Raw genomic sequence first — 21,896 nt, 5'->3', positions numbered from 1 at the left:
CAAGTTTAATTATATATCAGTTTCTAAATTAAAATGAAGAAATGCTTCCAGATTTTTTATCGAAAATTCCAACGGATTTTTGAGTGTTTTTTGACGTACAGAATATCAAATCTTCAAAGTAACCCAATTCTTTTAAATTTTTTCCAGAGTTTGATTCAAATATCTTTCTTAACCAGTCAGATTTAGTCAAAGCTCTTGCAGGAATCAGTTCTTCAAATTTTTCATCAGGAATTTCTTCATCGTATTCTTTGAAAATATAATCAGCAATAATTCCTGCCCCAATAAAGTCTTCAATTGCAAAATTTCCTTTCCGGTGGACTGGAACGAGCATTATTCCTTTATTATTTTCTTTTGCGAGTTTGTATGCTTTTTTTGCAACATTTTGTGCGTTTGTAATTGAACCGATTAAAATATGATCTGAAACGATATTTTCAAGAACTCTTGTTCCATTTGTTGTGGTTAAAACAATATTTCCCCCATTTTCGAAATGTTCTTTTATTAATTTCCTGTTTACAGTTAATTCAACAGGGGAATTTCCAAAATCAAATCCTTCAATTTTTTTGGCGTTTCTTTCACCTATTTTTATAGAATTTTCTATATTCGCTGCTTTTTCGATACTACCTGTTATATATATCTTATCGCACAAGTCAAGTAGTGTACAAATGGTTGCAGAAGCTCTTAAAACATCGATTACAATAACACAGTAATCGCTAAAATCGACTGTTTTCTGGAGTTCACTACTACCAAAAAAATCAAAAGAAATTGAAATTTTCATGAATTTCACCGTGATAAAATGAATTTTACTGATATAGGAATTTTTGATTATTTAGGCATGATTTTGTTAATACTAATTGTTTTAGCAGCGATATTGTTTGTAACTGCAATTGGTCTTGGTTATTACCTTATAAATAAAAATAAAATCTTGTTTCCTAAACTATCATTGTATATTACAAATAACTTCTACTCCATTCTATTAAGAATTTTTCTGATAATTGGAACCGAAGATACATTTTATAAAGTTGCAAGTGATTTTTATAACAAGTACTATTGCGAAGACTTTAAAAAAGCCAAAAATAAGGTTTTAATCCTTCCACACTGTTTAAGGGATCTAAAATGTCCCGGAAAGCTGGGTCCCGATGGCGTAGAATGCGTATTTTGTGGAAAATGCCCGATTGGAAGGGTAATAAAAGTTGCTGAAGAAAACGGGTATAAAACTTACGTAGTTCCCGGTTCAACATTTTTAAAACGGGTATTAAAAGATAAAAAACCGGACGGCGTTTTTGCAGTAGCGTGCCATAACGACATGTTTCACGGAATGACGTTTCTTTCTCGAAAAAATGTACCTGTTCAAGGACAGCTTTTAATGAAAGATGGATGTATTTCAACACTTGTGGATGTCGAAGAATTAATTAGCCGACTTAAAAATGAACCCTGTTAATTAAAAACCTATAAAAACGTGTACTTACTAAGTATCTTAGATTAGCGATAAGGTGATATTTTGGTATTATCTAAAATAAAGGAATCATTGAAAGGAATTACTACTAAAAAACTCGAAAAAGAAAACGGAACCAAGTACATCATGTTTGGTGGAAAAGGGGGAGTTGGAAAAACTACAATGAGTGCCGCAACAGGTATTTACTGTGCAGAACAAGGCCTGAAAACAGTTGTAGTTTCAACCGACCCTGCTCACTCATTAAAAGACAGCTTTGAACAGTCATTTGGTCACGAACCAACAAAAGTAAACGGCATGGAAAACCTCTATGTTGTAGAAATCGACCCTGAAGTTGCAATGTCAGAATACAAAGAAAAATTAAAATCACAAATGGACGAAAACCCAATGATGGGCGGAATGCTTGAAGACCAGCTTGAAATGGCTTCATTATCTCCAGGAACTGATGAAAGCGCAGCATTCGATGTATTTTTAAAATACATGGACAGCGACGAATTCGATGTAGTTGTATTTGATACCGCACCAACAGGCCACACTTTAAGATTCTTAGGTCTTCCGGAAATTATGGACAAATACATGACTAAAATGATCAAGTTCAAAAAACAGATGAGCGGTTTTATGAACATGATGAAAAAAGTCATGCCATTTGGCGGTAAAGGCGAAGAAGTAGATTACGACAAAGCTTTAGAAGAAATGGAAACAATGAAAGCTAAAGTTACAAAAGCAAGAGGAATCTTGGCAAACCCTGAAAGAACAGCATTCAGAATTGTTGTAATTCCTGAAGAAATGAGTATTTTAGAAAGTGAAAGAGCAATGGAAGCTTTAAACAAGTTTAAAATACCTGTAGATTCAGTTGTTGTAAACCAGATTATTCCTGAAGATGTAGAATGTGACTTCTGTAGAGCAAGAAGAAGCTTACAGGAAAAAAGACTTGAACTTGTAAAAGAAAAATTCGGCGACAAAGTTATTGCAAATCTTGAATTATTAAGAACCGAGGCAAAAGGACTCGATGTTTTAAAAGATATTGCACACAAACTCTACGGAGAAGCTAAATCCGAAGAAGAAAAAGAAGTAATTGTAGCTTAATTAAATAAAATACTTTTTTTATTTTTTTTAAAATTAAAAGATTAAATTAAAGTCCGTTAGCTCTATCGAGGACTATGTCTATAATTCTATCATCTGCACCCATTGGTTTTCTGTACACTAATTCAACACCTTCTGGAATTTCGACAGTTTCTGTGTCGTGATGGTGGTGATGGTGGTGATGGTGTTCGTGATGGTGGTCATGTCCTCCTTCATCGTCTCCTTCATAAATTCCAAGTATTTTTGGAATATCTCTTTCAGTGTGGTTTCCTGGAGCTAAAAATACTGGTGTTACAATTACTTTTTTAGCACCTGCATCAATTACTTTTTTTATCGTTTGGGGAATTGTAGGTTCGTTGAATTCCATCATACCAACTTCTACAATGTCGTAAATATTTCTTGCTTTTATTTTTTCAGCAACTTCCATAACAACGTTTTTTGAGTGAGGGAGTCTGCTACCGTGGCCTACCAAAACCAATGCTTCCATGATCTGCACCTGTAATATTTTTTAATTCATTTTTAATATTTATGACTATTTTATATTACAGCCATATATAATTTACGTTTTAAATCGGAATTATTCAATAACCGCCTTTTCAAACGTGTACATGGCTAAAACTACGAGAAAAACGCTCAAAACAATTAAAATTGAAACATCGAGAATTATTGGAAATCTTGAAAAGCCTGCTAAAAAATATCTTGCAGAATCAACTGCATATGTTAGGGGATTTAGATATGCCAGAATTTTCATCCAAGTTGGCATTGCATCTATTGGGTAAAATGCACCGCTTAAAAATATTAATGGCTGCATTAAAAGTCCAAATATTAAGTGAAAACCTTCCTGGCTGTTTATTTTTAATCCTAACGATATTCCAACACTTGCAAATGCTACCGCAAGAATGAAACTTGTAAAAATTACTGGAATCATTCCGAAAGGGTTTAAAGATACTAAAAAAAGGCTCAGTACCATTATCAAAACGCCCTGAATGAGTGCAGTTATGGAGTCCCCCATAATTCTGCCTAAAATTGCTTCGCTTCTTGACGTTGGAGCAACAAGGGTTTCTTTTAAAAATCCAAACTGTTTATCCCAAATAACAGTAACACCGCTGATGAAGCTTCCGCTAAATACTGTCATTGAAACGACTCCTGGAATTAAATATGTCAGGTAGTCAACTCCCCCAAATATTTCTCTTGCGGCTGGAAAATCAAATGCCCTGCTCCAGCCTATTCCAAAGAAAACTAGCCAGACGAGCGGATTTAGTAATGAACCAAGTACTCTGGATTTTGCACGTGTAAATCTTCTAAGTTGCCGATAAAACATTGCTGAAAACGCATCCATAATAACCACTTACTTAAATTTTACAGTTTCTGGAGTTAATGTAGCTTTAAACTGTCTGATTGTGTATATTCCAAGTAGATATGCAATAGAAACTGCGATAACGTGTCCTAAAATCATTCCAAACCAGACACCCGTTAATCCCTGATTAAATATTATTCCAAATGTATACGCCATCGGTATCTGGAGGATTATCGTTCTTAGTAAGGAGATAAATAATGAATTGTTTCCTTTTGAAACGCCCTGAAACATGGCCGCAGTAAGCATTCCAAGTGGAAGTGTCGGGTAGAATAAGAACATATACTTTAAAAATACCAGTAAACCCTCCAAAATATGCACGGAATTTTCAGAATATGTAAATAGATAAGTAATCTGATTTTCAAATATCAATATTAGCGCTGCAATTATTGTTTCAACAAGAATTCCCATTTTTAAAGCGTATTTATAAGAAATTTCTAATTTTTCAGGGTTTGCGGACCCATATGCTGCTCCAGTTACTACTGTAACCCCTGTTGCAAGCCCTACGAGGGGGATTGTTCCCATAGATACAATTCTCCAGCCTGTTGAAAATACTGCAATTCCATCGTTTCCACCGGCTTTTGCAACAATTGCAGTCAATAAAAACATTGAAAATGCCATAGTGAGGTGTGAAATAGAAGCAGGAAGTCCTATCGAGAATATTTCTTTTATGATGTTAATATCCAGCTTGAATTTTTCAAACGAAATTTTAAGAAACGTATCTTTTTTAATAAAAAGCCAGTAAACGAATAAAATGCCCGTAATCACTAGTGAAAGTAGGGTTGCCCAAGCAGCACCTGCTACACCCATATTTAATACATATATAAAAATCGGATCGAGCACGATATTCAAAACTGAACCAAGAATTATCGCATACATCGCTCTTTTCGTGTCCCCTTCCCCCCTTAAAATTGCATTTGCAATATTTGTGAAGAGCAGGGCAACAGCACCGCCGAATAAAATTGTGGAGTATTCAACTGCCATAGTAACGGTATTTCCGGATGCCCCGATAAGTGAGAAAATGGTTCCTAAAAATGGAATAACTCCGGTTAATAAAATTCCAAGAATTATTCCAAGTACAATTGAGTGAACCGCAATATTATCTGCTGCATCCTTATTTTTTTGTCCAATTCTTCTAGAAATTGCGGAACTTCCTCCAATACCTACACCGTTTGAAATTGCTATCAGTGCAAACATGAATGGAAAGAATAGTCCAATTGCAGCAAGGGCGTCTGAGCCGAGTCCTGCAACCCATATCGCATCAATTATGTTATATAATGATTGAAACGACATTGCAATAACCATGGGTAGCGAGATTTTTACAATGGCTTTTTTAGGGTCTCCGAGTAGATTTTGAACTCCTTTTGTAGTTTTCATTTAAAATCTCCTCCTTTTTCCCAGGGGAAGTATGGATTTTTGATTTTTATCTTTTTCAGATCTTATTTCCCGTCCTGTTAATTTTATAAAGACATCGTTTAAATTCGGCTTTTTATAACTTATTTCCTGAATTTTTAAGCCGTTTTCATGTGCAAATTCAAATATTTTTGGAATTTTTAAATCAGCATTTTCGGTATAATAAATTACTTTTCCGTTTTCTTTAAGTTCGCAATTCTCAAAAGGCACATTTTTTGGAATTTCTTCGAATTTTACCGAGATGCAGTCATTTCCAACGATTTTTTTAAGTTCGTTTACGATTCCTTCAGCAATGATTTTCCCGTTATCAATTATTGCAACTTTATCAGCCAAAAGTTCTGCTTCTTCCATGTAGTGGGTAGTTAAAAATATCGTCATGTTATTTTTTGTTTGCATCTTTTTAATGTATTCCCAGATGTGAGATCTTGTTTGGGGGTCAAGTCCGATTGTTGGTTCATCTAAAAATAGAACTTCGGGTTCGTGAATTAATGATCTTGCAATTTCAAGTCTTCTAACCATTCCGCCGCTGAAATTTTTTACAATTTTATCTTTAAAATCCAGCAATTCTACAAATTCGAGTAACTCTTCAATCCGGTTTTTCAGGGCTTCTCCTTTGTATCCATATATTTTTCCGTGGATGTAGAGATTTTCATAAGCAGTTAACTGGTTATCAAGAGTAGAATCTTGAAAAACAATTCCTATAGTTTTTCTAACTTTTTTAGGGTCTTTAGATGCATCAAAACCCGAAATTACTGCACTACCTGACGTTGATTTAAGAAGTGTTGTAAGTATATTTATTGTGGTACTTTTTCCTGCCCCATTTGGCCCCAAAAATGCAAAAATTTCTCCTTTATCCACATTAAATGAGACGTTATTTACCGCCACATTTGTATCAAATTTTTTTACCAGATTTTTTACTTCAATTGCATGCATGTTACTCATCTCCATATTCGATCTGGTAACGAATATCTTTTGCACATTTTTGCATTATTTCCCCAATTTTCTTTCTTTTTTCATCATCCATATCGATAAATTCTTCAAACGCTAAATGCAGTGCTTTTTTAAGCTCAATTCCGCCGAAGTTATGGAAATAATAAAGTGCTTCAGATTTTTTCATGCAGTACTCTATTTTAGACTGGTTTCTGTCTAAAAACGAGTGACCTTCATTGGTTAATTTGTAAATTTTTTTACCCCTATCTTCCGTTTTCTCAACTTCAATAAGCCCTGCAGTTTTTAAATTGGACAATATTGGATAAACCATGCTCGGACTAACGGAAATTCCTGTAATTTCCTTAATATTTGAAATCAAAAGGTATCCATGGAGGTTTTCCTTTTCAAGAAATTTTAATATCAGTATTTTTATGAGTTCTTTTACTTTTTTACCATGCTTCATTATATCACTAAATATATCTTAAGATATATTTTAAAATACACAATATAAAAAGTTAAGTACTGTCGAAACATTTCTATTTATAACGTTGATAATTACAATCGGTGAAGAAAAAATGGAACTTACTTCAACAGCAGTACTGTTGTTTTTTTTAATATTTTGGACAGTTCTGTACATTATAAATCACAATAAAGATAAATTAGGAATTAATCTGGATTTAAAAACTTACATGGGTATTTTTGGAATATTGAGGACACAAGTAGGAATGAATATAATAAAAAAACTTGGAAAATACAGTATATGGCAAAAACTTGCATATTTATCAATTCCAGTATGCGTCGTAATAAGCATTTACACGTTTTACGCATTTATTTTATCGACTGTTGGGCTTTTCGACGGAACTGTTGAAAAAGAAGCTGCCAAACCAATTATATTTTTGTTTGGAAGTACAATCCCATGGATTCCTGGAATTTTAGCAATAATTATTGGAGTTACTATTCACGAACTTTCACACGGGATTGTTGCAGCATCTTTTGGGCAAAAAATAAAGAGTTCCGGGCTTTTACTGGCTTTGGGAATTCCCATGGGTGCATTTGTAGAACTTGGGGATGAATTCAAAGATTCAAAACCTAAAATTAGGGGTGCAATTGCGGCAGCAGGCCCTATCTCAAACGTACTCGTATTTTTCTTAGTACTTTTTGCAATGCCTTATTTTACGGGGATGAATTCAAAATTAACGATAACGGATGTTTTGGAAGATACTCCTGCTTACGGAATAATTTTTGAGGGCGACGTAATCTATTCGATAAACGGAAAAATGGTTAATTCTTTAAATGACTTTTACGATGCAGTGGGCGATATACAACCTGAACAATCAGTCGAACTTGCTGTTTTAAGAAATAACGAAGTAAATTCATATTACATAACGACATCAGAAGAAGGAAAAATGGGCATTGTTTCAGAACCTTCAAAAACGGTAATGTATATTTTACAAACATTCTACTGGACTTCACTACTAAACATGCTTTTAGGATTTTTCAATTTACTTCCTGCAGCCCCACTTGATGGATACCACATCTGGATGGCTCTGCCTGATGCAATAAGGGACTTTAGAAAGAATAACTGGTTTGTTTCAAAAATTGCAAATCTTGTTGGATTTGTAATTAGTGAAAGGAATTTAAACTCGATAAGTATATTTGTATGGTTGGCAATACTAGCTTCAATGATTTATTCATTTATTTAAACGTTAATTTTCAGGTGAATGATGATAACAATTGCTTGTGCAGAAGGGGGGTCGACAATATACTCCCTAAAAAAAGCTATTGAAGATTTGGGCGAAAAATGTAATATTTTGTTACTTTCTAGCGATAATTTGTTAGTTGATACTGATTTCAATATAGAAACCGATTTAATACACTCAAGATGCGGTATCGGGGATTATTTAGATAGGTTAACCCTTTTTTCATGGCAGGTTTTAAAAAATCTGGAATCTGAAGGCCATTATTTTATAAATCCTCTCGAAACAATCTATAATTCATCGGATAAATTTAAAACAACGAAAATTCTTAGTAAAAACGGGTTAAAAACGCCAAAAACTGCACTTATTCGAGATTATGGGGATGCAAAACATTTTTTAGATATTACAAATATAGATTACCCGGTTATATTGAAAAATTCATTTTCAAAATGCGGAATGAAGGTACAAAAAGCAAATTCTGACGATGAATTACAAGAACTTTCTAAAAATTCGATATGGGAAAGCAAATTAATTCAAGAATACGTTGATTTTAAAAAAGGGGACACATATAAAGATATGAGGATACTCGTAATCGATGGGGAAGTTGTTGGCGGGTATAGGCGAGTAAGTAATAACTTCATAACGAACCTATATGTTGGCGGTCAAATCGAGCCTTTAAATGTATCTTCGGAACTTGAAGAAATCGCTTTAAAGTGTTCTGAGTGCATGAATGGATATATTATGGGAATTGACATCTTACCAAAAGATGGAGAGTACTACGTTGTTGAGGTAAACACTGCACCCGGTACAAAAGGCTTTAGGTCCCTTGGAATTGATGTTGATAAAAGAATTGCAGAATGCCTTATAAAATACAAAAAAAGCTAAAAGATGATAAAAGTGTTTGAATCTCTTTTAATTTCTTTTTCATTCGTTTTACTTTCCTTAATATTAATTTTTAAGGAAAAACTTGGGATTGGAAAAGAAATATTTATTGCAGAAATCATGGCACTAATCCAGCTTGTTGTTCTTGGTTACGTGATTGGAATAGTATTTAACCTTGGAATTTATTATGCCAGTATTATGATACTATTCATGGTGTCAGTTTCAGCATTTATGGTTAAAAGAAATGTAACCAAAGAAAAAAATAGAAAAATAGTATGTGCCGCATTTTTATCAACGATTACAATAACAATAATTTCTCTGATCATTTTAACAGTATCAAAAACGGTATTATTTGAAGTGCGCTATTTAATCCCTTTAATGGGCATGGTTATTGGTAATTCTACAAATGCAATGTCTATAGGTCTCGAAAGATTTTTAAATGATTTAAAATCTGAAAAAGACGTACTCTGGGGCTATCTTGCACTTGGGGCAACCGAAAAACAGGCGGTAAATACGTTTGTTAAAAAAGCAGTTCGAGCTGCATTAACGCCACATTTAAACTCCACAAAAGCAGTAGGGCTCATATTTATTCCAGGAGCAATGGTTGGAATGCTTCTTGCAGGCGTGGACCCTTTAGAAGCTGCAAAGGTCCAGATAACTATAATGTGGATGATAATGGCATCTAACATATTTTCTGTAACGATTGCATGCTACCTGCTCTACAAGGAATTTATTCACCAGATTTCTTCTTAAATTTAACGAACTTTTCTAAACAATATTACGAAGAATACTGAAGAAACAGCAGCTAAAATGACTGCAACAAGCCTGCATTCGTATGGAGTTGTTGGAAGTGCGAAAATAACTATTGCGGTTACCACTAACGCAATAATACTTTTGTTAACGCTTTTAAATACAAAAAAAACAAACATTGAAACTATTCCGCCTACAAACATCGGGTAAAACATGCCGCAAAGGTCGTAGACTTGATTAAATAATAAATCCGATATACTATTTACTATTGCAAAAAGATCTATGTTCAAAACTATCCCCCCAGATAATTCCCAATAGAATATTAATCTAATAATTTAAAAATGTAACTAAAACAACTTTCTGGTGACTAAATGTTAATCATTGATATTAACCATGGTGCTTTAGATTTGGCAGTAGAATATAAAAAATCAGGGAAAGTTCCTGTAATTTGGGATATTTATGGTAAGGTGGAACGAGACAAAAATTTTAAAGAAGAAAATAAAAATATTTTATCAAAATTTAAAATAATTTCAAAAAAAGAAACGCCCAATTTTTTAAAATATAACGAAGTTATTGCACCAGTTCACTGTCCAATAGACGTTAAATTTAAAACTTTTCACGAAGCAGTTTCTGAAATTATATCAAAAAAGTACCCGAAAACCGTTGAAAAAATGATAACTGTAACGGGTGTTAAGGGAAAAACTACAACTACTGAACTTTTAAAACATATTTTATCCGAAAAATATAGCGTTTTCTGCCATAATAGTAGCGATGGTTCAATTACGCCAGTAAATGTTTTAAATATATTAAATAAACTAAATGAAGAAAAAAAACTTCAAATTTACGATTTTTTGATATTTGAGATTTCTTTAGGAATCGTTTCTTCAAACTATTCGATATTAACAAATATTTTGGAAAACTACTCAATTGCAGGGGGTAGGAGACAGGCATCTATCAAAATAGATTCTTTAAAAAATTCAAAAATCGTTTTTGTTAACGAAGATCTTAAAAACAGGTTTGAAATATGTCACAAAAATTTAAACGTCGTTAAAAATGCAAAAATAATTTCAAAATACCCTTTAAAATTTAATTATTCAAAAAATGATTTTGAATTCAACGAATCTGTTTTTGGAAGCCACTTTATCGAAAATTCAATTTTTGCAATAGAATTATGCTCTTATTTTATGGGCTTTGAGGAAATAAAAAACAGTTTAAAAAGTTTTGAGATTAAAAACCGGATGAATGTAGAAAAGAAAAACAATTACCAAATTGTTAAAAATATCAATCCTGGACTTGATTTAAAAGCAATAGATTACGCAATTTTTGATTTTTTAAACTTATTTGAAACCGGAACAATAATTGTTGGTGGGGATATTGGATGCACCTGTGAAGAAATAAATATTAAAAAGCTTGCAGACTTGATAAAAAAATATAATAAAAAAGGTGTTAAGTTCCTGCTTTCTGGAAGTGTCGGAAAGAATTTAAAAGAGATTATTAATTTAGAATTCGTAGATATTAACAATTATGCTGTTGAAGAAAATACGCTTGTGATATACCGTTCAAAATTGTGTTAATTATCAAGTTTTGCTGCAGTATAATCGTACCTATATGTTCCGCGCACAGGTTCGACTTTTTTGTCAACAAGGCCACAAAATATTAATTTTTGAAGTTCGGAATGGAATTCTGTATCGTTTGGGCTTTTTTTAACAAGTCCTGCAAGTTTTGTAACTCCCTGAACGGTTCCCTGTTCATTTAATACGTTTAAAATATTATTTTCAATAATTTCATCGCTAATGAAGTCAAATAAAAATTTATTCTTATCTTTTACAATTTCAGAAGATTTTTTTGCAGTTTCGGGTTCAGAATAAACCATTACACTCCAGGATTTCTTGTAAGCATCTTTTAAACTTTCCGCAAGGGGCGAAATTTCATCAAGTCTCTGTTTTTTATCCCCCATTATGACAGTAATTCGGTGTTCTGCCATTTTAGGGGGTTTTGGAATATCTAAAAAAATTCTCGATCCAAAAAAGTCACTCATCTCGTTTTCGATGATACCCAGTTCATTCTCAGATAAATTTATCAAATTCCATCTTTCTTTTGGGGATAGTTCATTGTATCGTTGGACTGAAATACTTTTAAATAAGTCCCGTGCATCTATTTTCCTCATAATCTCATTTGAGGAACCTTCAGACCTTCTTAATGTACATATTAAATCAATATCATCCATTAAAGATAAATCTCTTAATTTAAAGATGTCGTCTTTAATTGCGTCTATTGTTGCATTTTTAATCATGGTTTCCGAGATTCTTGAGGTGGGGTGCATATAAACAGTTGGATACATCTGATATCTTGCAGTAAGGAGTGATTCAACAGTAGTTCTTCCTTTTTCTATAATTCCAAGTTTATTTGTATCTTCAATAACCACAATACTTCTGATAAGTCTGGGGATATCTATTGAACCATACGCAACTCCTGTGTGGTGACTGTCCCTTACTAAATAGTCCATCCTGTCAGCATCGACATCCCCGTGTATTAAAGATCCTTCCAGACCTTTTGAAGAATACACATCTAAAACTTCTTTTGAAGTGTAATTCTCAAAATTCATTCTTTTTATTTTTTCTTTCGTAAATTCTTCATGGTCATATCCTGCAACTTCTAAAGTATGTGAAAAAGGAGGGTGACCGATATCGTGGAGTAATGCAACGATTTTAGTTAAATTTTTGTCAATATTTTCTAAATTTTTGGCAATTTCGCCTGCAACGTGCATTGTACCTATAGAATGCTCAAAACGGGTATGATTTGCACTGGGGTATACCAAGCAAGTAAGTCCGGTTTGCTTGATATTTCTCAATCTCTGAATTTCGGGCATATCAACTATTGATATCTCTTCTTCGTTAAGTTTGATATCTTTATGGATTGGATCCCGTATTATTTTGAGTTTTGACATGCTACAAAATATATTTAAACAAATATATAAAATTATATGGATATATTGGGAGATTGGTTAATTTCTTGTTTAATTTTGGAGTTAGCATAAGTATAATATACTAAATTTGTATATTACGTTATTACTAATTCAGGTGGCAAAAATGGAATTTAAAAATAACTCTTATTTTGTAGATAATGTCTCAGAAAACATTTCAATTTTATCATTACTTAAAGAATACGAAGAAAGATTATTGGGATTCGAAAAAGATTCTTTCAAAGTAAAAGAACCGTATGTTTACGTAAAATTTTGTTTATATACGACCTTACTTTTTAGAATACTTGAAAAAGAAATTTCAAAAATAAATCTTTCAGAAGACGAAGAAAAAACAGTAAATATTCTTAAAAAATATAAATATCGTGATTTCGAGGCTCCTTACGAAGAAAATTATATTAAATTTACAGTATGGAAAAACGAATCTGGAACCTTAGTTTACCAGTTATGTGATTTACGAGAGAATGAGTCATCAAGTGAAAATTGGAATAAGATTTATTCAGTTTATATGATACACCCAAAATACTTTAAACACATTAAAAAAATTGTTTTAAAACTAATAAATGAAAATTAAAATGATATTAAATCATTTTTTTATTTATCTGTGGTATCCGGTATTTTCAGGGCCTTTTTCAATCTCGGATACGCCTGCGTTTTGACCGTATTCTTTTGCGAGGTCTTTGTATTCATCCATATCTTCATCTTTTACAGAAGGTGCAATTCTTTTAAAAGCACCGTCAAAGTGTCTAGATTCGACATGTTCTGAATTTATATTTTCCCTTAATGCAATCATTGCAGCTTCTCTACAAACTGCTTCTATATCTGCACCAGTATATCCTTTAGTTTCTTTTGCAAGTTTTTCAAGGTTCACGTCTTTTCCAATAGGCATTCCTTTAGTGTGAACTTTAAATATCTCAAGTCTTGCTGTTTCATTAGGAATAGGAACTAATACAATTCTATCGAGTCTTCCAGGCCTTAAAAGTGCCTGATCTAATATGTCGGGCCTGTTTGTTGCAGCAATTATCACTACATCTTTAGGTTCTTCAAGACCATCAAGTTCTGTTAAAAGCTGATTTACAACTTTTTCAGTAACACCGCTACTTCCAAAGTCCATTCCTCTTTTTGGAGCGACTGAATCGATTTCATCAAAGAATATAACTGTTGGAGCAGCTTGTCTTGCTTTTCTAAATATTTCACGGATTGCTTTTTCGCTTTCTCCTACCCATTTGCTGAATATTTCTGGGCCTTTGACGCTGATGAAATTTGCTTCACTTTCATTTGCAACAGCTTTTGCAAGCAATGTTTTTCCAGTTCCAGGTGGACCAAAGAGTAAAACTCCCTTTGGGGGCCTTATTCCCATTCTTTCAAACATTTCTTTATTTTTAATTGGCCATTCAACAGCTTCTTTTAAATCCTGTTTAATATCTTCAAGACCTCCAACATCACTCCACTTGATATTTGGAACTTCTACCAATACTTCTCTCAATGCAGAAGGTTCTACTTCTTTCAAACCGCCCACAAAGTCTTCTTTAGTTACTTTAATTTTATCAAGTACTTCTCGAGGAATTTCTTCTTTTTCAAGGTCGATGTCAGGCAGGAATCTTCTTAAAGTTTTCATTGCAGCTTCTTTTGAAAGGGCGGCCAAATCAGCACCAGCAAAACCGTGGGTTTTGTCTGCAAGTTCTTTTACCATTAATTGATTTAATTTTACTTTTACTTTGTCCTCTACTTCGCCATCTTTTAATATTTTTTCGATTTCTTCTTCTGATGACGCTTTTTCGACTAATTTGACAAGGCTTTCGATTTTGCTCCTATCATATTCTCCAACAAGTTCATTTAATATTGAAATTACATCAGATTTTTCATAATCTGGTTGAAGTGGCATATTTCTTGTATGTATCTGCAAAATCTCGTTTCTACCGTGTCTATCGGGAATTCCAATCGTAATTTCCCTGTCAAGTCTTCCAGGTCTTCTCAAAGCCATATCGATTGAATCAGGTCTGTTTGTAGCTGCGAGAATTACGAGCTGACCTCTACTTTCAAGGCCGTCCATCAGTGTTAAAAGCTGGGCAACCATTCTTCTTTCAACTTCACCGCTTGCTTCGTCCCTTTTTGGAGCAACTGCATCGATTTCATCGATAAATATAATTGAAGGCGAATTTTCTTCAGCTTCTTCAAATATTTTCCTTAAATTTTCTTCGGTTTCACCGACGTATTTACTCATTATTTCGGGGCCGTTTATCGTGTAGAAGTTAGCTCCGGCTTCATTTGCAACAGCTTTTGCAAGCAGAGTTTTTCCAGTTCCTGGAGGTCCTGCAAGTAATACTCCTTTTGGCGGTTCAATACCAAGTTTATCAAATAATTCAGGGTATCTCATTGGAAGTTCTACCATTTCCCTGATTTTTTTGACTTCTTCTTTTAAACCACCGATATCTTCGTAAGTTACGTTTGGAACTTTGGTTTCCTTTAATTCTGTAACTGGTTCGGTTTTTAATTCAATTTGGGTATATTCATTAATTTTTACTGGTCCTTTTGGAGTAGTTCCAGTTACAATGAATGGAAATGCGGTTCCCAAAACTCCAATTACAACTTTGGAACCTTTATCTACGACCTGTTCTACAAGTCTGCTTCCAACATAGCTTTCAAACCCTGTACTGAATCTTACAGCTTGCATAGGTGCGAGTGTTATTTTTTTAGCTTCTTTTACTTCAACGACGGTAATTTTTACTTTATCCCCAATACCGGCTTTAGTATTTTGTCTTAAAATACCGTCCATTCTTATGATGCCTTTTCCCTGATCTTCGAGGTATCCTCTCCAAACGGTTGCGTAAGTTTTTTCTTTTCCTGCAATTTCTATGGCATCCCCTGCTTTTAAAGAGAGTTTTTCCATCGTTAGCGGATCAATTCTTACAATTCCCTTGCCTACATCTCCCTGGTAGGCTTCTGCGACCATTAAATCTACCATAAATCCACCTCACAAAGTATAATTCAATAAACATTTAAATTTAATATTTGACTTAGTATTCATTTGAAGTTCTATATATATCTTTTGGTTATCAGGTATCATTTAACTATATTTATTTCCCTCCGACAGGGTCGTGAATGTGGTATCGGTAGTATCGTGTAAATCCACAGTGTCTGCACCGAACATATATCCCATTTTCGGTGATTAGTATGTCTTGCGGACCAAAATGGCCACATCTGGCACAGTCAATGTCTTTTTGAAGTACCCAGTTATCGTATTTTCTTTTAACGCCTACTTCTTCTTTTAAACTGTTTTCATCTTCAATATCGGCTTTTTTAATAACGTAGTATCTTGTAGCATTGCAATTACTGCATTTGACTAACGCTTGATTTGGATAAATTTCAATAATTTGATCTGCAATTTTTCCGCAACTGTAGCATTTTGTAGTGTGGCTTAATTTCCAGTTTTCCATCAAATCCCCCTTTTAGTTATAAATTTAAAATATGTGGGCGGAATTATTTATAAATTTCTGAAAAAAGTTAAAATTTCAAATTAATGTATCGAAAAATCATTAAAAAGAGTATTGGAATATTAAATGGGGTTTTAATTATTTATTGAAGTATTCAACCGCGTTTTTAAATATTTGGAGGTTACTTTCGATAAATTCTGAAACTGTATCTCCATTTCGTTTAGCAATTTCTTTTTTAAGTTGATATTCTGGTTCACTTATTGAATAAAGTGACCTTTCAGGGTGAGGCATTAAACCAAATATTCTACCGGTTTTATCACATATTCCTGCGATATCATAGTAAGCTCCGTTTGGATTTAACGGGTACTCCCCATTAGCAGGATTTCCTTCAGAATCACAGTAGCTAAATACAATCTGCTTATTTTCTTTTAATTCAAGGTAAGTTTTTTCATCGCAGTAGAATCTACCTTCACCATGGGCAATCGGAACGTGTGTTATGTCTATTCCTTTTGTAAACACGCAAATTGATTCGTTTTCTTTAATGTGCACCCATCTGCATTCATATCTATTATTAGTATTAGCTTCAAGTGCGCTAATTCTTTCCCCGTAATCTGTGGAAGGAAGTGCAAATAGTCCTAAATTGGTCATTACCTGAAATCCGTTACATATTCCTAAAATCAATTTTCCAGAATTAATAAATTCTTTTAAATCGTCAAATAGGTTATTTTTAATTTTGTTTGCAAATGCGTTACCCGATCCTGTATCGTCCCCATATGAGAACCCTCCTGGAAACATGATTATTTCATAATCTGCCATTTTCTTTTTTCCGGCGATTAAATCGTTGATGTGGACAATGTCCGTTTCTGCACCAGCTTTTTGGAATGCGTGGGCGGTTTCTGTTTCACAATTTATGCCGTATCCAGACATTACAAGTACTTTTGGAACCACTTTTATCACCTAGAAATCCTCAAATCTACTTCTGTACACTTCGTCCATGTTTTCAAGGCTTGAAGTTATCACAATATTTTCATTATTCTTAATTACGAATTCTTTTTCGGTAACTTTTCCGATTTTTCCGACTTTGAATTCTTTCATTAAATTTTCAAATTCTTTTTCATTTTCAGGAGCAATAGTAACTATAAATCTTGATTGTGTTTCAGAATACATGATTTTTTCAAATTCAAGATTTTCATTTGGAGCTTTTGATAAATCAGCTTCTAATCCGAGGCAACCTGAAATTGCCATTTTTGCAAGTGTAATTACAAGTCCTCCAGCAGCAACTGATGCACATGAGCTAAATATTCCATTTTGGCTTAATTCGTACATTTTTTCGTACAATCTTCTAGCTGATTTTGCATCGACTTTTGGAGATTTTCCACCAACTTCGCCAAATGCATGGTAGAATTCACTTCCACCGCATTCGTCTTTAGTTTCCCCAATAACGTAAATTAAATCGTCTTTCAATTTTAAATCCATTGAATTTGTGTTATCCACGTTATCGATTACACCAAGAGCCGACATCATCAATGTGGGGTGCACTGAAATTTTAATCGGGTTGTTATTTTCATCAAATCCTTTGAAATCGTTAAACATACTGTCTTTTCCTGAAATCAATGGGGTAAGATAGATTTTCGCATAATCGTAGCATGATTTTGCAGCATCTTTTAACTGGTATAGTCTTTCAGGCTCATCTGAGCTGCACCAGCAGAAATTGTCCATTATCGCGATATGGTTTATATTTCCGCCAACTGCAACACAATTTCTAATTGCAGTATCCATGGCACATGCTGCCATATCATAGCAGCTGATTTCGCTTAATCTTGGGAGAAGCGATTGGCTCATTACAAGCCCTTTATGGCTACTCAAAAGAGGCCTTATAACTGAAGCAGTTCCATTTACTCTTCCTTTTCCTTGAAGTGGTTTTATTACTGAATTATTCTGTACTTCGTGGTCGTACTGTTTTGAAATGTACTCAAAGCTACAGTTGTTATGGTTTCCAAGTATTTTTTCAAAAGTTTCCAACTGGTTTTCAACAGTAATTTCTGGTTCTTCAGTCCTGTAGGAATATGGTTTTGTTATTAATTTTCTTTTTGGAAGTCCATTGTGCAAAAAGTCCATTTCTAAATCCATTATGGTCTTTCCGTTGTAGTTTACAACTGCTCTATCGGTATTGTTAAATTTACCAATCACAACAGCTTCAACGCCTCTTATTTTCATTAAATCCATGAATTCTTCTAATTTATCGTCTGGAACGGATAGTGTAACTCTTTCTTGTGATTCACTTATCCAGATTTCCCAAGGTTCAAGTCCAGGGTATTTTAAAGGAACTTCTTCAAGTTCTACAACGAAACCGCCGCATTCTTCAGCCATTTCTGCAACTGAACAGGAAATTCCTCCTGCACCGTTGTCGGTAATACTGTTGTAGATTCCTTTATCTCTTGCTTCCTTGATCACTGCATCAGAGAGTTTTTTCTGAGTAATTGGGTCTCCAATCTGAACTGCTGTTGCAGGGCTTCCTTCGTCCATTGCTTCTGAGGAGAAAGTTGCACCGTGAATTCCATCTTTTCCAACTCTTCCACCGATAATTACAATGTTATCTCCATTTTCAGCCGATTTTTCATGGCTTAATCTTCCGTCTGGAAGTTTTCTTGGAATTAAACCGATAGTTCCAACGAATACGAGAGGTTTTCCTTTGTAAGTATCATCAAAGTAGACAAATCCGTTAGGTGTAGGGATTCCGGACTGGTTTCCACCAACATTTACGCCATGAACGATTCCATCGAGTATTCTTCTTGGAAGAAGTGATGGGTTTGATTTATTCTGACCCCTGTAAATTATTTCCGTATCTTCTGGCCTTCCAACGCAGAATCCGTATTTGTTTGCAACAGGAAGTGCTCCAAGACCAAATCCTACTGTATCCCTGTTAACTCCAACGATTCCTGTAATTGCACCACCAAATGGGTCAAGTGCTGAAGGGCTGTTGTGGGTTTCTGCTTTGTCAGTTACCATCCATTCATCGTCAAAGATGATTCCACCGGAGTTATCAGAAAATACTGAAATACAGAAGTCTTTTTCACCGAGTTCTTCCCTTATTTCATTTGTAGCATTTCTTATGTACTTTTTAAAGATTCCTTCTTCGATATCATCGATTTGGGAAGCGAAAATAGTGTGTTTACAGTGTTCAGACCATGTCTGAGCAAGTGCTTCTAATTCGATATCTGTTGGATTTCTACCTTCTTTTTGGTAGTATTCTTTTATTGCGGTAATGTAATCAAGATCGAGTGCAAGAGGGCCTCTTCTTTCGCCAGTTTCTGGATCCAATATTCCCTTTTTACCGATTTCGATTAATTCATCGTCGCTGACATTTAGACTGATTTCAATAACTTTTGGTTCAGACGTTAAATTTACTTTTGGGATAATGTAGTCCATTCCGCAGTCTTTAACGTAATTATCATAGGTTTTTATGTGGTATCTCTCGATTAAAATGTTGATAAGTTCTTCTGCAATTTTTTCAACGTCGTGTTTCGCTAAATTTCCGCTTAAATATACTACTTTTGATGAAAATACCTTGCTGAGTCCAATATCGATTTTTAAAAGATCGTTAATGATTTCAGTGGTCGTGTTTGCAACGTTATCCGTAACCCCGGGTAAAAATCCAAGTTCAAGTGCCCAGTCGAATTTATTATTTGACGGAACATTTATCCTTGGTGTTTCAGTTACTGGATTGTGGAGTGAATCTGCAATTTTTTCAACATCCGCAATTGAAAAATCGTAATTTATCGTGTAGACCTTACTTACATCTGCTGATACACTGTATCCAAGTTCAGATAGCTTTTTTTCGATTACTTTTGCTTCAGAACTTTTTTCTTTCGTATCTATCTCAATTCTGTATATTTTTTCGTTGTTTTCAGCATTAATCGTTTGCATGAATACGTCCCTCGTAGTAAATTAAGGATAATAACAATAATCTAATTTATAAATTTTCTGTCGATAACAAGAATAGAATATAATAAAACTAGATGAATTCAAGGTTTAAATAAATAACATAAATCCTGAATTTTTAAAATCTTTTAAACTTAAGAATTAGGAAAAAAGTAATTTATTTTCTTGCAGCCCCTGCATCTTCGAAGCCCTGTCTTAAACCTTTACCCGCACTTTTTTGCAAAAATTCCGGTTTAAAAAGCATGTAGTATACGTTTTCAGCATGTTCTTCAGCTCTTCTTTTTGCAAGCCAGTCTAATTCTTTTCCATCTTTTGCTTCGTCTTCATGAACAAAAACTTCAATAATATGTTTGTTGGTCATTAACTGGGCCATCATCAAACCTTGTGACGCTTCATGGGCACAAACTTTGTCTTTGTCCTTTCCGCCAGGCATTCCAAGTGCCATTGTAATTTCACAACCTTGTTCTTCCATTAATTTCTTGCACGCAACAGGAAGGTCTTTCATTCCCGGAACCGTGTATCTTATTATTTTAATATTGGAAGTCATTTCGTTTAGTTTTTTGATTGCAGCAGATGCCATGTCGACCCGTGCAAATGTCGTGTCTGCAATGCCTACTTTGACTGTCATGATTACCCCTGTGTAAAATTGAATCTACAAAGTTATAGCTTATTTAAACTATAAAAAACATGTCACAAACCCAAATTAAAATCAATTTTAAAAAAGTAAACTTAAAAAAGAATTAATAGTTTAAAAATTAAAAATAAAAAGGCTTATTTTTTAGCCTTTTTAGTTCTTCTACCTTTTTTAGCTTTATTTTCCCTTTCCTCAATTTTTGAAATTGCATCGTGGTAAAATTCTTTATAAACGTCGGCTTTACTAAAAAGTTCTCTAATTTTAGTTTTATTCTTTTTAGCCTGCACAGTATGCTTCATTTTAAAATGCATGGCTCCAGATCTTATATTTGATGGTAAAATAAATTCCATATTCCCCCTCTGGTTTTAGTTAACAGTATTAAATTTATTTTTAGGGGTATTTATCTATATCCTTGAATTAATAAATACGCTAAGTATATTAAAGAAAATCGGCGAAAAAAAGCAATTAATGGATAAATTTTTAAAAAAGAAGATAAATTCGAGTGAATTCAAAAAATAAATTATTCTTTTGAGGATTTATTGAGATAGTATTCGATTAATTCTTGGCCATTGATTCTAACAAGGTCGTTTTCTTCAGCGTACTTTTTAACAAGGTCTTTTGACATTGCTTTTCCATTATCGCCCATCATTTCACAAATGGTCGTAATAGGGGTGAGTCCAGCCATTTCTGCAAGTGCAACGGTCATTTCGGTGTGGCCTTGTCTATTTTTAACGAGTCCTTTTGTAGCCCTTAAAAATGCAACGTGTCCAGGGCATCTGAATTCTTTTCCAAAGTCTTTAAATCTTTCTTCGCTGCAGAGTTCTGTTATTTTTTTAACAGTTAATGCCCTATCGTTATCTGTAATTCCTGTAAATGTTGTTCTGTGGTTTGCATAAAGTGCAAATGTTGATTTTTCGTCGTAGGGAATATCGTTTGGATATAATTCTTTTAAAACAGGGTATTTTTCAGCTGCAACATCTAAAATGTCAACCATAAATGGAATACCCAATTTATCACAGAAATCAGGGTGAAGGCAAGTGCAGATTAATCCTCCTGCATTTTTCCTCATTTCTCTGATGTATTCTGGAGTAATGAATTCAGATGCAACGACCATGTCTGTTTCTCCTTCTCTATCGTCGCTATCGTAAAGTAATACCATTTTTCCGCTTTTTAGAGCATCAATTGCTTTTTCAACGTTGCTGATTTTTTCATCTCCCTGTATTTTTACTTCTGAGTTTCTCGCATTTTTTGAATCTGTAGTCACATTATCACTCTATTATTTTTAAGTTTTTACCAGTCTGTTTTTAAGACTATATATCTGTTAGGATACGGATTTAGGATTTAAAA

At 33.8% G+C, this 21,896-nt stretch carries 22 protein-coding genes; 7 read left to right on the top strand and 15 right to left on the bottom strand.

From position 1 onward, the window contains the following. Nucleotides 1-28: 28 nt before the first annotated feature. The gene (gene comB / locus MMJJ_RS04580) at nucleotides 29-775 is read right to left on the bottom strand and encodes a 2-phosphosulfolactate phosphatase (RefSeq protein ID WP_104837878.1); all 747 of its coding nucleotides are present in this window, start codon (nucleotides 773-775) and stop codon (nucleotides 29-31) included. A gap of 18 nt (nucleotides 776-793) precedes the next feature. On the opposite strand from comB, the gene MMJJ_RS04575 reads away from it, so the two are divergent. After that, nucleotides 794-1,438, top strand: a complete 645-nt coding sequence (locus MMJJ_RS04575; RefSeq protein ID WP_011170106.1) for a DUF116 domain-containing protein — start codon at nucleotides 794-796, stop codon at nucleotides 1,436-1,438. 60 nt (nucleotides 1,439-1,498) lie between these two features. Continuing rightward, the gene (locus tag MMJJ_RS04570) at nucleotides 1,499-2,536 is read left to right on the top strand and encodes a TRC40/GET3/ArsA family transport-energizing ATPase (protein WP_104837877.1); all 1,038 of its coding nucleotides are present in this window, start codon (nucleotides 1,499-1,501) and stop codon (nucleotides 2,534-2,536) included. A 46-nt stretch (nucleotides 2,537-2,582) separates the two neighbouring features. On the opposite strand, the gene cfbA is transcribed toward MMJJ_RS04570, so the two are convergent. From cfbA to MMJJ_RS04545, 5 genes are all read right to left on the bottom strand, one after another. Then, nucleotides 2,583-3,020 (bottom strand): sirohydrochlorin nickelochelatase, encoded by a 438-nt coding sequence (cfbA, locus tag MMJJ_RS04565; protein ID WP_104837876.1) that lies wholly within the window; start codon nucleotides 3,018-3,020, stop codon nucleotides 2,583-2,585. Nucleotides 3,021-3,110: 90 nt separating this feature from the next. Then, the gene (locus MMJJ_RS04560; protein ID WP_104837875.1) at nucleotides 3,111-3,872 is read right to left on the bottom strand and encodes an ABC transporter permease; all 762 of its coding nucleotides are present in this window, start codon (nucleotides 3,870-3,872) and stop codon (nucleotides 3,111-3,113) included. Between the two features lie 9 nt (nucleotides 3,873-3,881). Next, a complete protein-coding gene (locus MMJJ_RS04555; RefSeq protein WP_104837874.1) occupies nucleotides 3,882-5,264 on the bottom strand; it encodes an MATE family efflux transporter in 1,383 nt (460 codons plus the stop codon). Beyond that, the gene (locus tag MMJJ_RS04550) at nucleotides 5,265-6,233 is read right to left on the bottom strand and encodes an ATP-binding cassette domain-containing protein (RefSeq protein WP_104837873.1); all 969 of its coding nucleotides are present in this window, start codon (nucleotides 6,231-6,233) and stop codon (nucleotides 5,265-5,267) included. A 1-nt stretch (nucleotide 6,234) separates the two neighbouring features. Then, complete coding sequence (locus MMJJ_RS04545; protein WP_104837872.1) at nucleotides 6,235-6,693, bottom strand: PadR family transcriptional regulator; 459 nt, start codon at nucleotides 6,691-6,693, stop codon at nucleotides 6,235-6,237. Between the two features lie 112 nt (nucleotides 6,694-6,805). On the opposite strand from MMJJ_RS04545, the gene MMJJ_RS04540 reads away from it, so the two are divergent. From MMJJ_RS04540 to MMJJ_RS04530, 3 genes are read left to right on the top strand one after another with little or no spacing between them, the layout of a single operon-like run. Further along, entirely contained in the window at nucleotides 6,806-7,933 is a 1,128-nt protein-coding gene (locus tag MMJJ_RS04540; protein WP_104837871.1) for a site-2 protease family protein, read from the top strand. 21 nt (nucleotides 7,934-7,954) lie between these two features. Beyond that, nucleotides 7,955-8,812 (top strand): coenzyme gamma-F420-2:alpha-L-glutamate ligase, encoded by an 858-nt coding sequence (gene cofF, locus MMJJ_RS04535; RefSeq protein ID WP_104837870.1) that lies wholly within the window; start codon nucleotides 7,955-7,957, stop codon nucleotides 8,810-8,812. 3 nt (nucleotides 8,813-8,815) lie between these two features. After that, on the top strand, nucleotides 8,816-9,562 hold the full coding sequence (locus tag MMJJ_RS04530; RefSeq protein ID WP_048055735.1) for an ABC transporter permease: 747 nt from the start codon (nucleotides 8,816-8,818) through the stop codon (nucleotides 9,560-9,562). Between the two features lie 2 nt (nucleotides 9,563-9,564). Here the strand turns inward: MMJJ_RS04530 and MMJJ_RS04525 are convergent, their stop codons facing one another. Then, nucleotides 9,565-9,849 (bottom strand): hypothetical protein, encoded by a 285-nt coding sequence (locus MMJJ_RS04525; protein ID WP_104837869.1) that lies wholly within the window; start codon nucleotides 9,847-9,849, stop codon nucleotides 9,565-9,567. 81 nt (nucleotides 9,850-9,930) lie between these two features. On the opposite strand from MMJJ_RS04525, the gene cfbE reads away from it, so the two are divergent. Next, nucleotides 9,931-11,133, top strand: a complete 1,203-nt coding sequence (gene cfbE, locus MMJJ_RS04520; RefSeq protein WP_104837868.1) for a coenzyme F430 synthase — start codon at nucleotides 9,931-9,933, stop codon at nucleotides 11,131-11,133. Here the strand turns inward: cfbE and MMJJ_RS04515 are convergent. Next, nucleotides 11,130-12,506: an HD domain-containing protein gene (locus MMJJ_RS04515; RefSeq protein WP_104837867.1), complete on the bottom strand. Its 1,377-nt coding sequence runs from the start codon at nucleotides 12,504-12,506 to the stop codon at nucleotides 11,130-11,132. The two genes, cfbE and MMJJ_RS04515, sit on opposite strands and share 4 nt — an antisense overlap. Before the next feature lie 142 nt (nucleotides 12,507-12,648). Here MMJJ_RS04515 and MMJJ_RS04510 point away from each other — a divergent pair, with 142 nt between their 5' ends. Next, complete coding sequence (locus MMJJ_RS04510) at nucleotides 12,649-13,113, top strand: hypothetical protein (protein WP_104837866.1); 465 nt, start codon at nucleotides 12,649-12,651, stop codon at nucleotides 13,111-13,113. A 24-nt stretch (nucleotides 13,114-13,137) separates the two neighbouring features. Here MMJJ_RS04510 and MMJJ_RS04505 read toward each other — a convergent pair whose 3' ends face one another. The 7 genes from MMJJ_RS04505 to ribB all read right to left on the bottom strand — a co-directional run bounded on the left by MMJJ_RS04505 (nucleotide 13,138) and on the right by ribB (nucleotide 21,813). Next, nucleotides 13,138-15,504 (bottom strand): CDC48 family AAA ATPase, encoded by a 2,367-nt coding sequence (locus MMJJ_RS04505; RefSeq protein ID WP_104837865.1) that lies wholly within the window; start codon nucleotides 15,502-15,504, stop codon nucleotides 13,138-13,140. A 112-nt stretch (nucleotides 15,505-15,616) separates the two neighbouring features. Next, nucleotides 15,617-15,976 carry a hypothetical protein gene (locus MMJJ_RS04500; RefSeq protein ID WP_104837864.1) on the bottom strand — a complete coding sequence of 120 codons (360 nt, stop codon included), beginning with the start codon at nucleotides 15,974-15,976 and terminating at the stop codon, nucleotides 15,617-15,619. A 135-nt stretch (nucleotides 15,977-16,111) separates the two neighbouring features. Beyond that, nucleotides 16,112-16,921 (bottom strand): phosphoribosylformylglycinamidine synthase I, encoded by an 810-nt coding sequence (gene purQ / locus MMJJ_RS04495; protein ID WP_104837863.1) that lies wholly within the window; start codon nucleotides 16,919-16,921, stop codon nucleotides 16,112-16,114. Nucleotides 16,922-16,930: 9 nt separating this feature from the next. Further along, nucleotides 16,931-19,900: a phosphoribosylformylglycinamidine synthase subunit PurL gene (locus MMJJ_RS04490; protein WP_104837862.1), complete on the bottom strand. Its 2,970-nt coding sequence runs from the start codon at nucleotides 19,898-19,900 to the stop codon at nucleotides 16,931-16,933. Nucleotides 19,901-20,072: 172 nt separating this feature from the next. Beyond that, entirely contained in the window at nucleotides 20,073-20,543 is a 471-nt protein-coding gene (gene ribC, locus MMJJ_RS04485) for a riboflavin synthase (protein WP_104837861.1), read from the bottom strand. 143 nt (nucleotides 20,544-20,686) lie between these two features. Then, complete coding sequence (locus tag MMJJ_RS04480; protein ID WP_104837860.1) at nucleotides 20,687-20,899, bottom strand: hypothetical protein; 213 nt, start codon at nucleotides 20,897-20,899, stop codon at nucleotides 20,687-20,689. A 170-nt stretch (nucleotides 20,900-21,069) separates the two neighbouring features. Then, the gene (gene ribB / locus MMJJ_RS04475; RefSeq protein ID WP_104837859.1) at nucleotides 21,070-21,813 is read right to left on the bottom strand and encodes a 3,4-dihydroxy-2-butanone-4-phosphate synthase; all 744 of its coding nucleotides are present in this window, start codon (nucleotides 21,811-21,813) and stop codon (nucleotides 21,070-21,072) included. Nucleotides 21,814-21,896 lie beyond the last annotated feature (83 nt).

The organism is Methanococcus maripaludis (assembly GCF_002945325.1).
In the GTDB taxonomy this organism is placed as follows: Archaea; AGJL01; Methanococci; order Methanococcales; family Methanococcaceae; genus Methanococcus; species Methanococcus maripaludis.
Note: the sequence above shows the minus strand (reverse complement) of the source record. Positions and strands in the feature narration are given on the sequence as shown.

Coding starts and splice junctions, on each gene's coding strand:
- comB (WP_104837878.1), bottom strand. CDS start 775: ATGAAAATTTCAATTTCTTTTGATTTTTTTGGTAGTAGTGAACTCCAG.
- MMJJ_RS04575 (WP_011170106.1), top strand. CDS start 794: ATGAATTTTACTGATATAGGAATTTTTGATTATTTAGGCATGATTTTG.
- cfbA (WP_104837876.1), bottom strand. CDS start 3,020: ATGGAAGCATTGGTTTTGGTAGGCCACGGTAGCAGACTCCCTCACTCA.
- MMJJ_RS04560 (WP_104837875.1), bottom strand. CDS start 3,872: ATGGATGCGTTTTCAGCAATGTTTTATCGGCAACTTAGAAGATTTACA.
- MMJJ_RS04555 (WP_104837874.1), bottom strand. CDS start 5,264: ATGAAAACTACAAAAGGAGTTCAAAATCTACTCGGAGACCCTAAAAAA.
- MMJJ_RS04550 (WP_104837873.1), bottom strand. CDS start 6,233: ATGCATGCAATTGAAGTAAAAAATCTGGTAAAAAAATTTGATACAAAT.
- MMJJ_RS04545 (WP_104837872.1), bottom strand. CDS start 6,693: ATGAAGCATGGTAAAAAAGTAAAAGAACTCATAAAAATACTGATATTA.
- MMJJ_RS04540 (WP_104837871.1), top strand. CDS start 6,806: ATGGAACTTACTTCAACAGCAGTACTGTTGTTTTTTTTAATATTTTGG.
- cofF (WP_104837870.1), top strand. CDS start 7,955: ATGATAACAATTGCTTGTGCAGAAGGGGGGTCGACAATATACTCCCTA.
- MMJJ_RS04530 (WP_048055735.1), top strand. CDS start 8,816: ATGATAAAAGTGTTTGAATCTCTTTTAATTTCTTTTTCATTCGTTTTA.
- cfbE (WP_104837868.1), top strand. CDS start 9,931: ATGTTAATCATTGATATTAACCATGGTGCTTTAGATTTGGCAGTAGAA.
- MMJJ_RS04515 (WP_104837867.1), bottom strand. CDS start 12,506: ATGTCAAAACTCAAAATAATACGGGATCCAATCCATAAAGATATCAAA.
- MMJJ_RS04510 (WP_104837866.1), top strand. CDS start 12,649: ATGGAATTTAAAAATAACTCTTATTTTGTAGATAATGTCTCAGAAAAC.
- MMJJ_RS04505 (WP_104837865.1), bottom strand. CDS start 15,504: ATGGTAGATTTAATGGTCGCAGAAGCCTACCAGGGAGATGTAGGCAAG.
- MMJJ_RS04500 (WP_104837864.1), bottom strand. CDS start 15,976: ATGGAAAACTGGAAATTAAGCCACACTACAAAATGCTACAGTTGCGGA.
- MMJJ_RS04490 (WP_104837862.1), bottom strand. CDS start 19,900: ATGCAAACGATTAATGCTGAAAACAACGAAAAAATATACAGAATTGAG.
- ribC (WP_104837861.1), bottom strand. CDS start 20,543: ATGACAGTCAAAGTAGGCATTGCAGACACGACATTTGCACGGGTCGAC.
- MMJJ_RS04480 (WP_104837860.1), bottom strand. CDS start 20,899: ATGGAATTTATTTTACCATCAAATATAAGATCTGGAGCCATGCATTTT.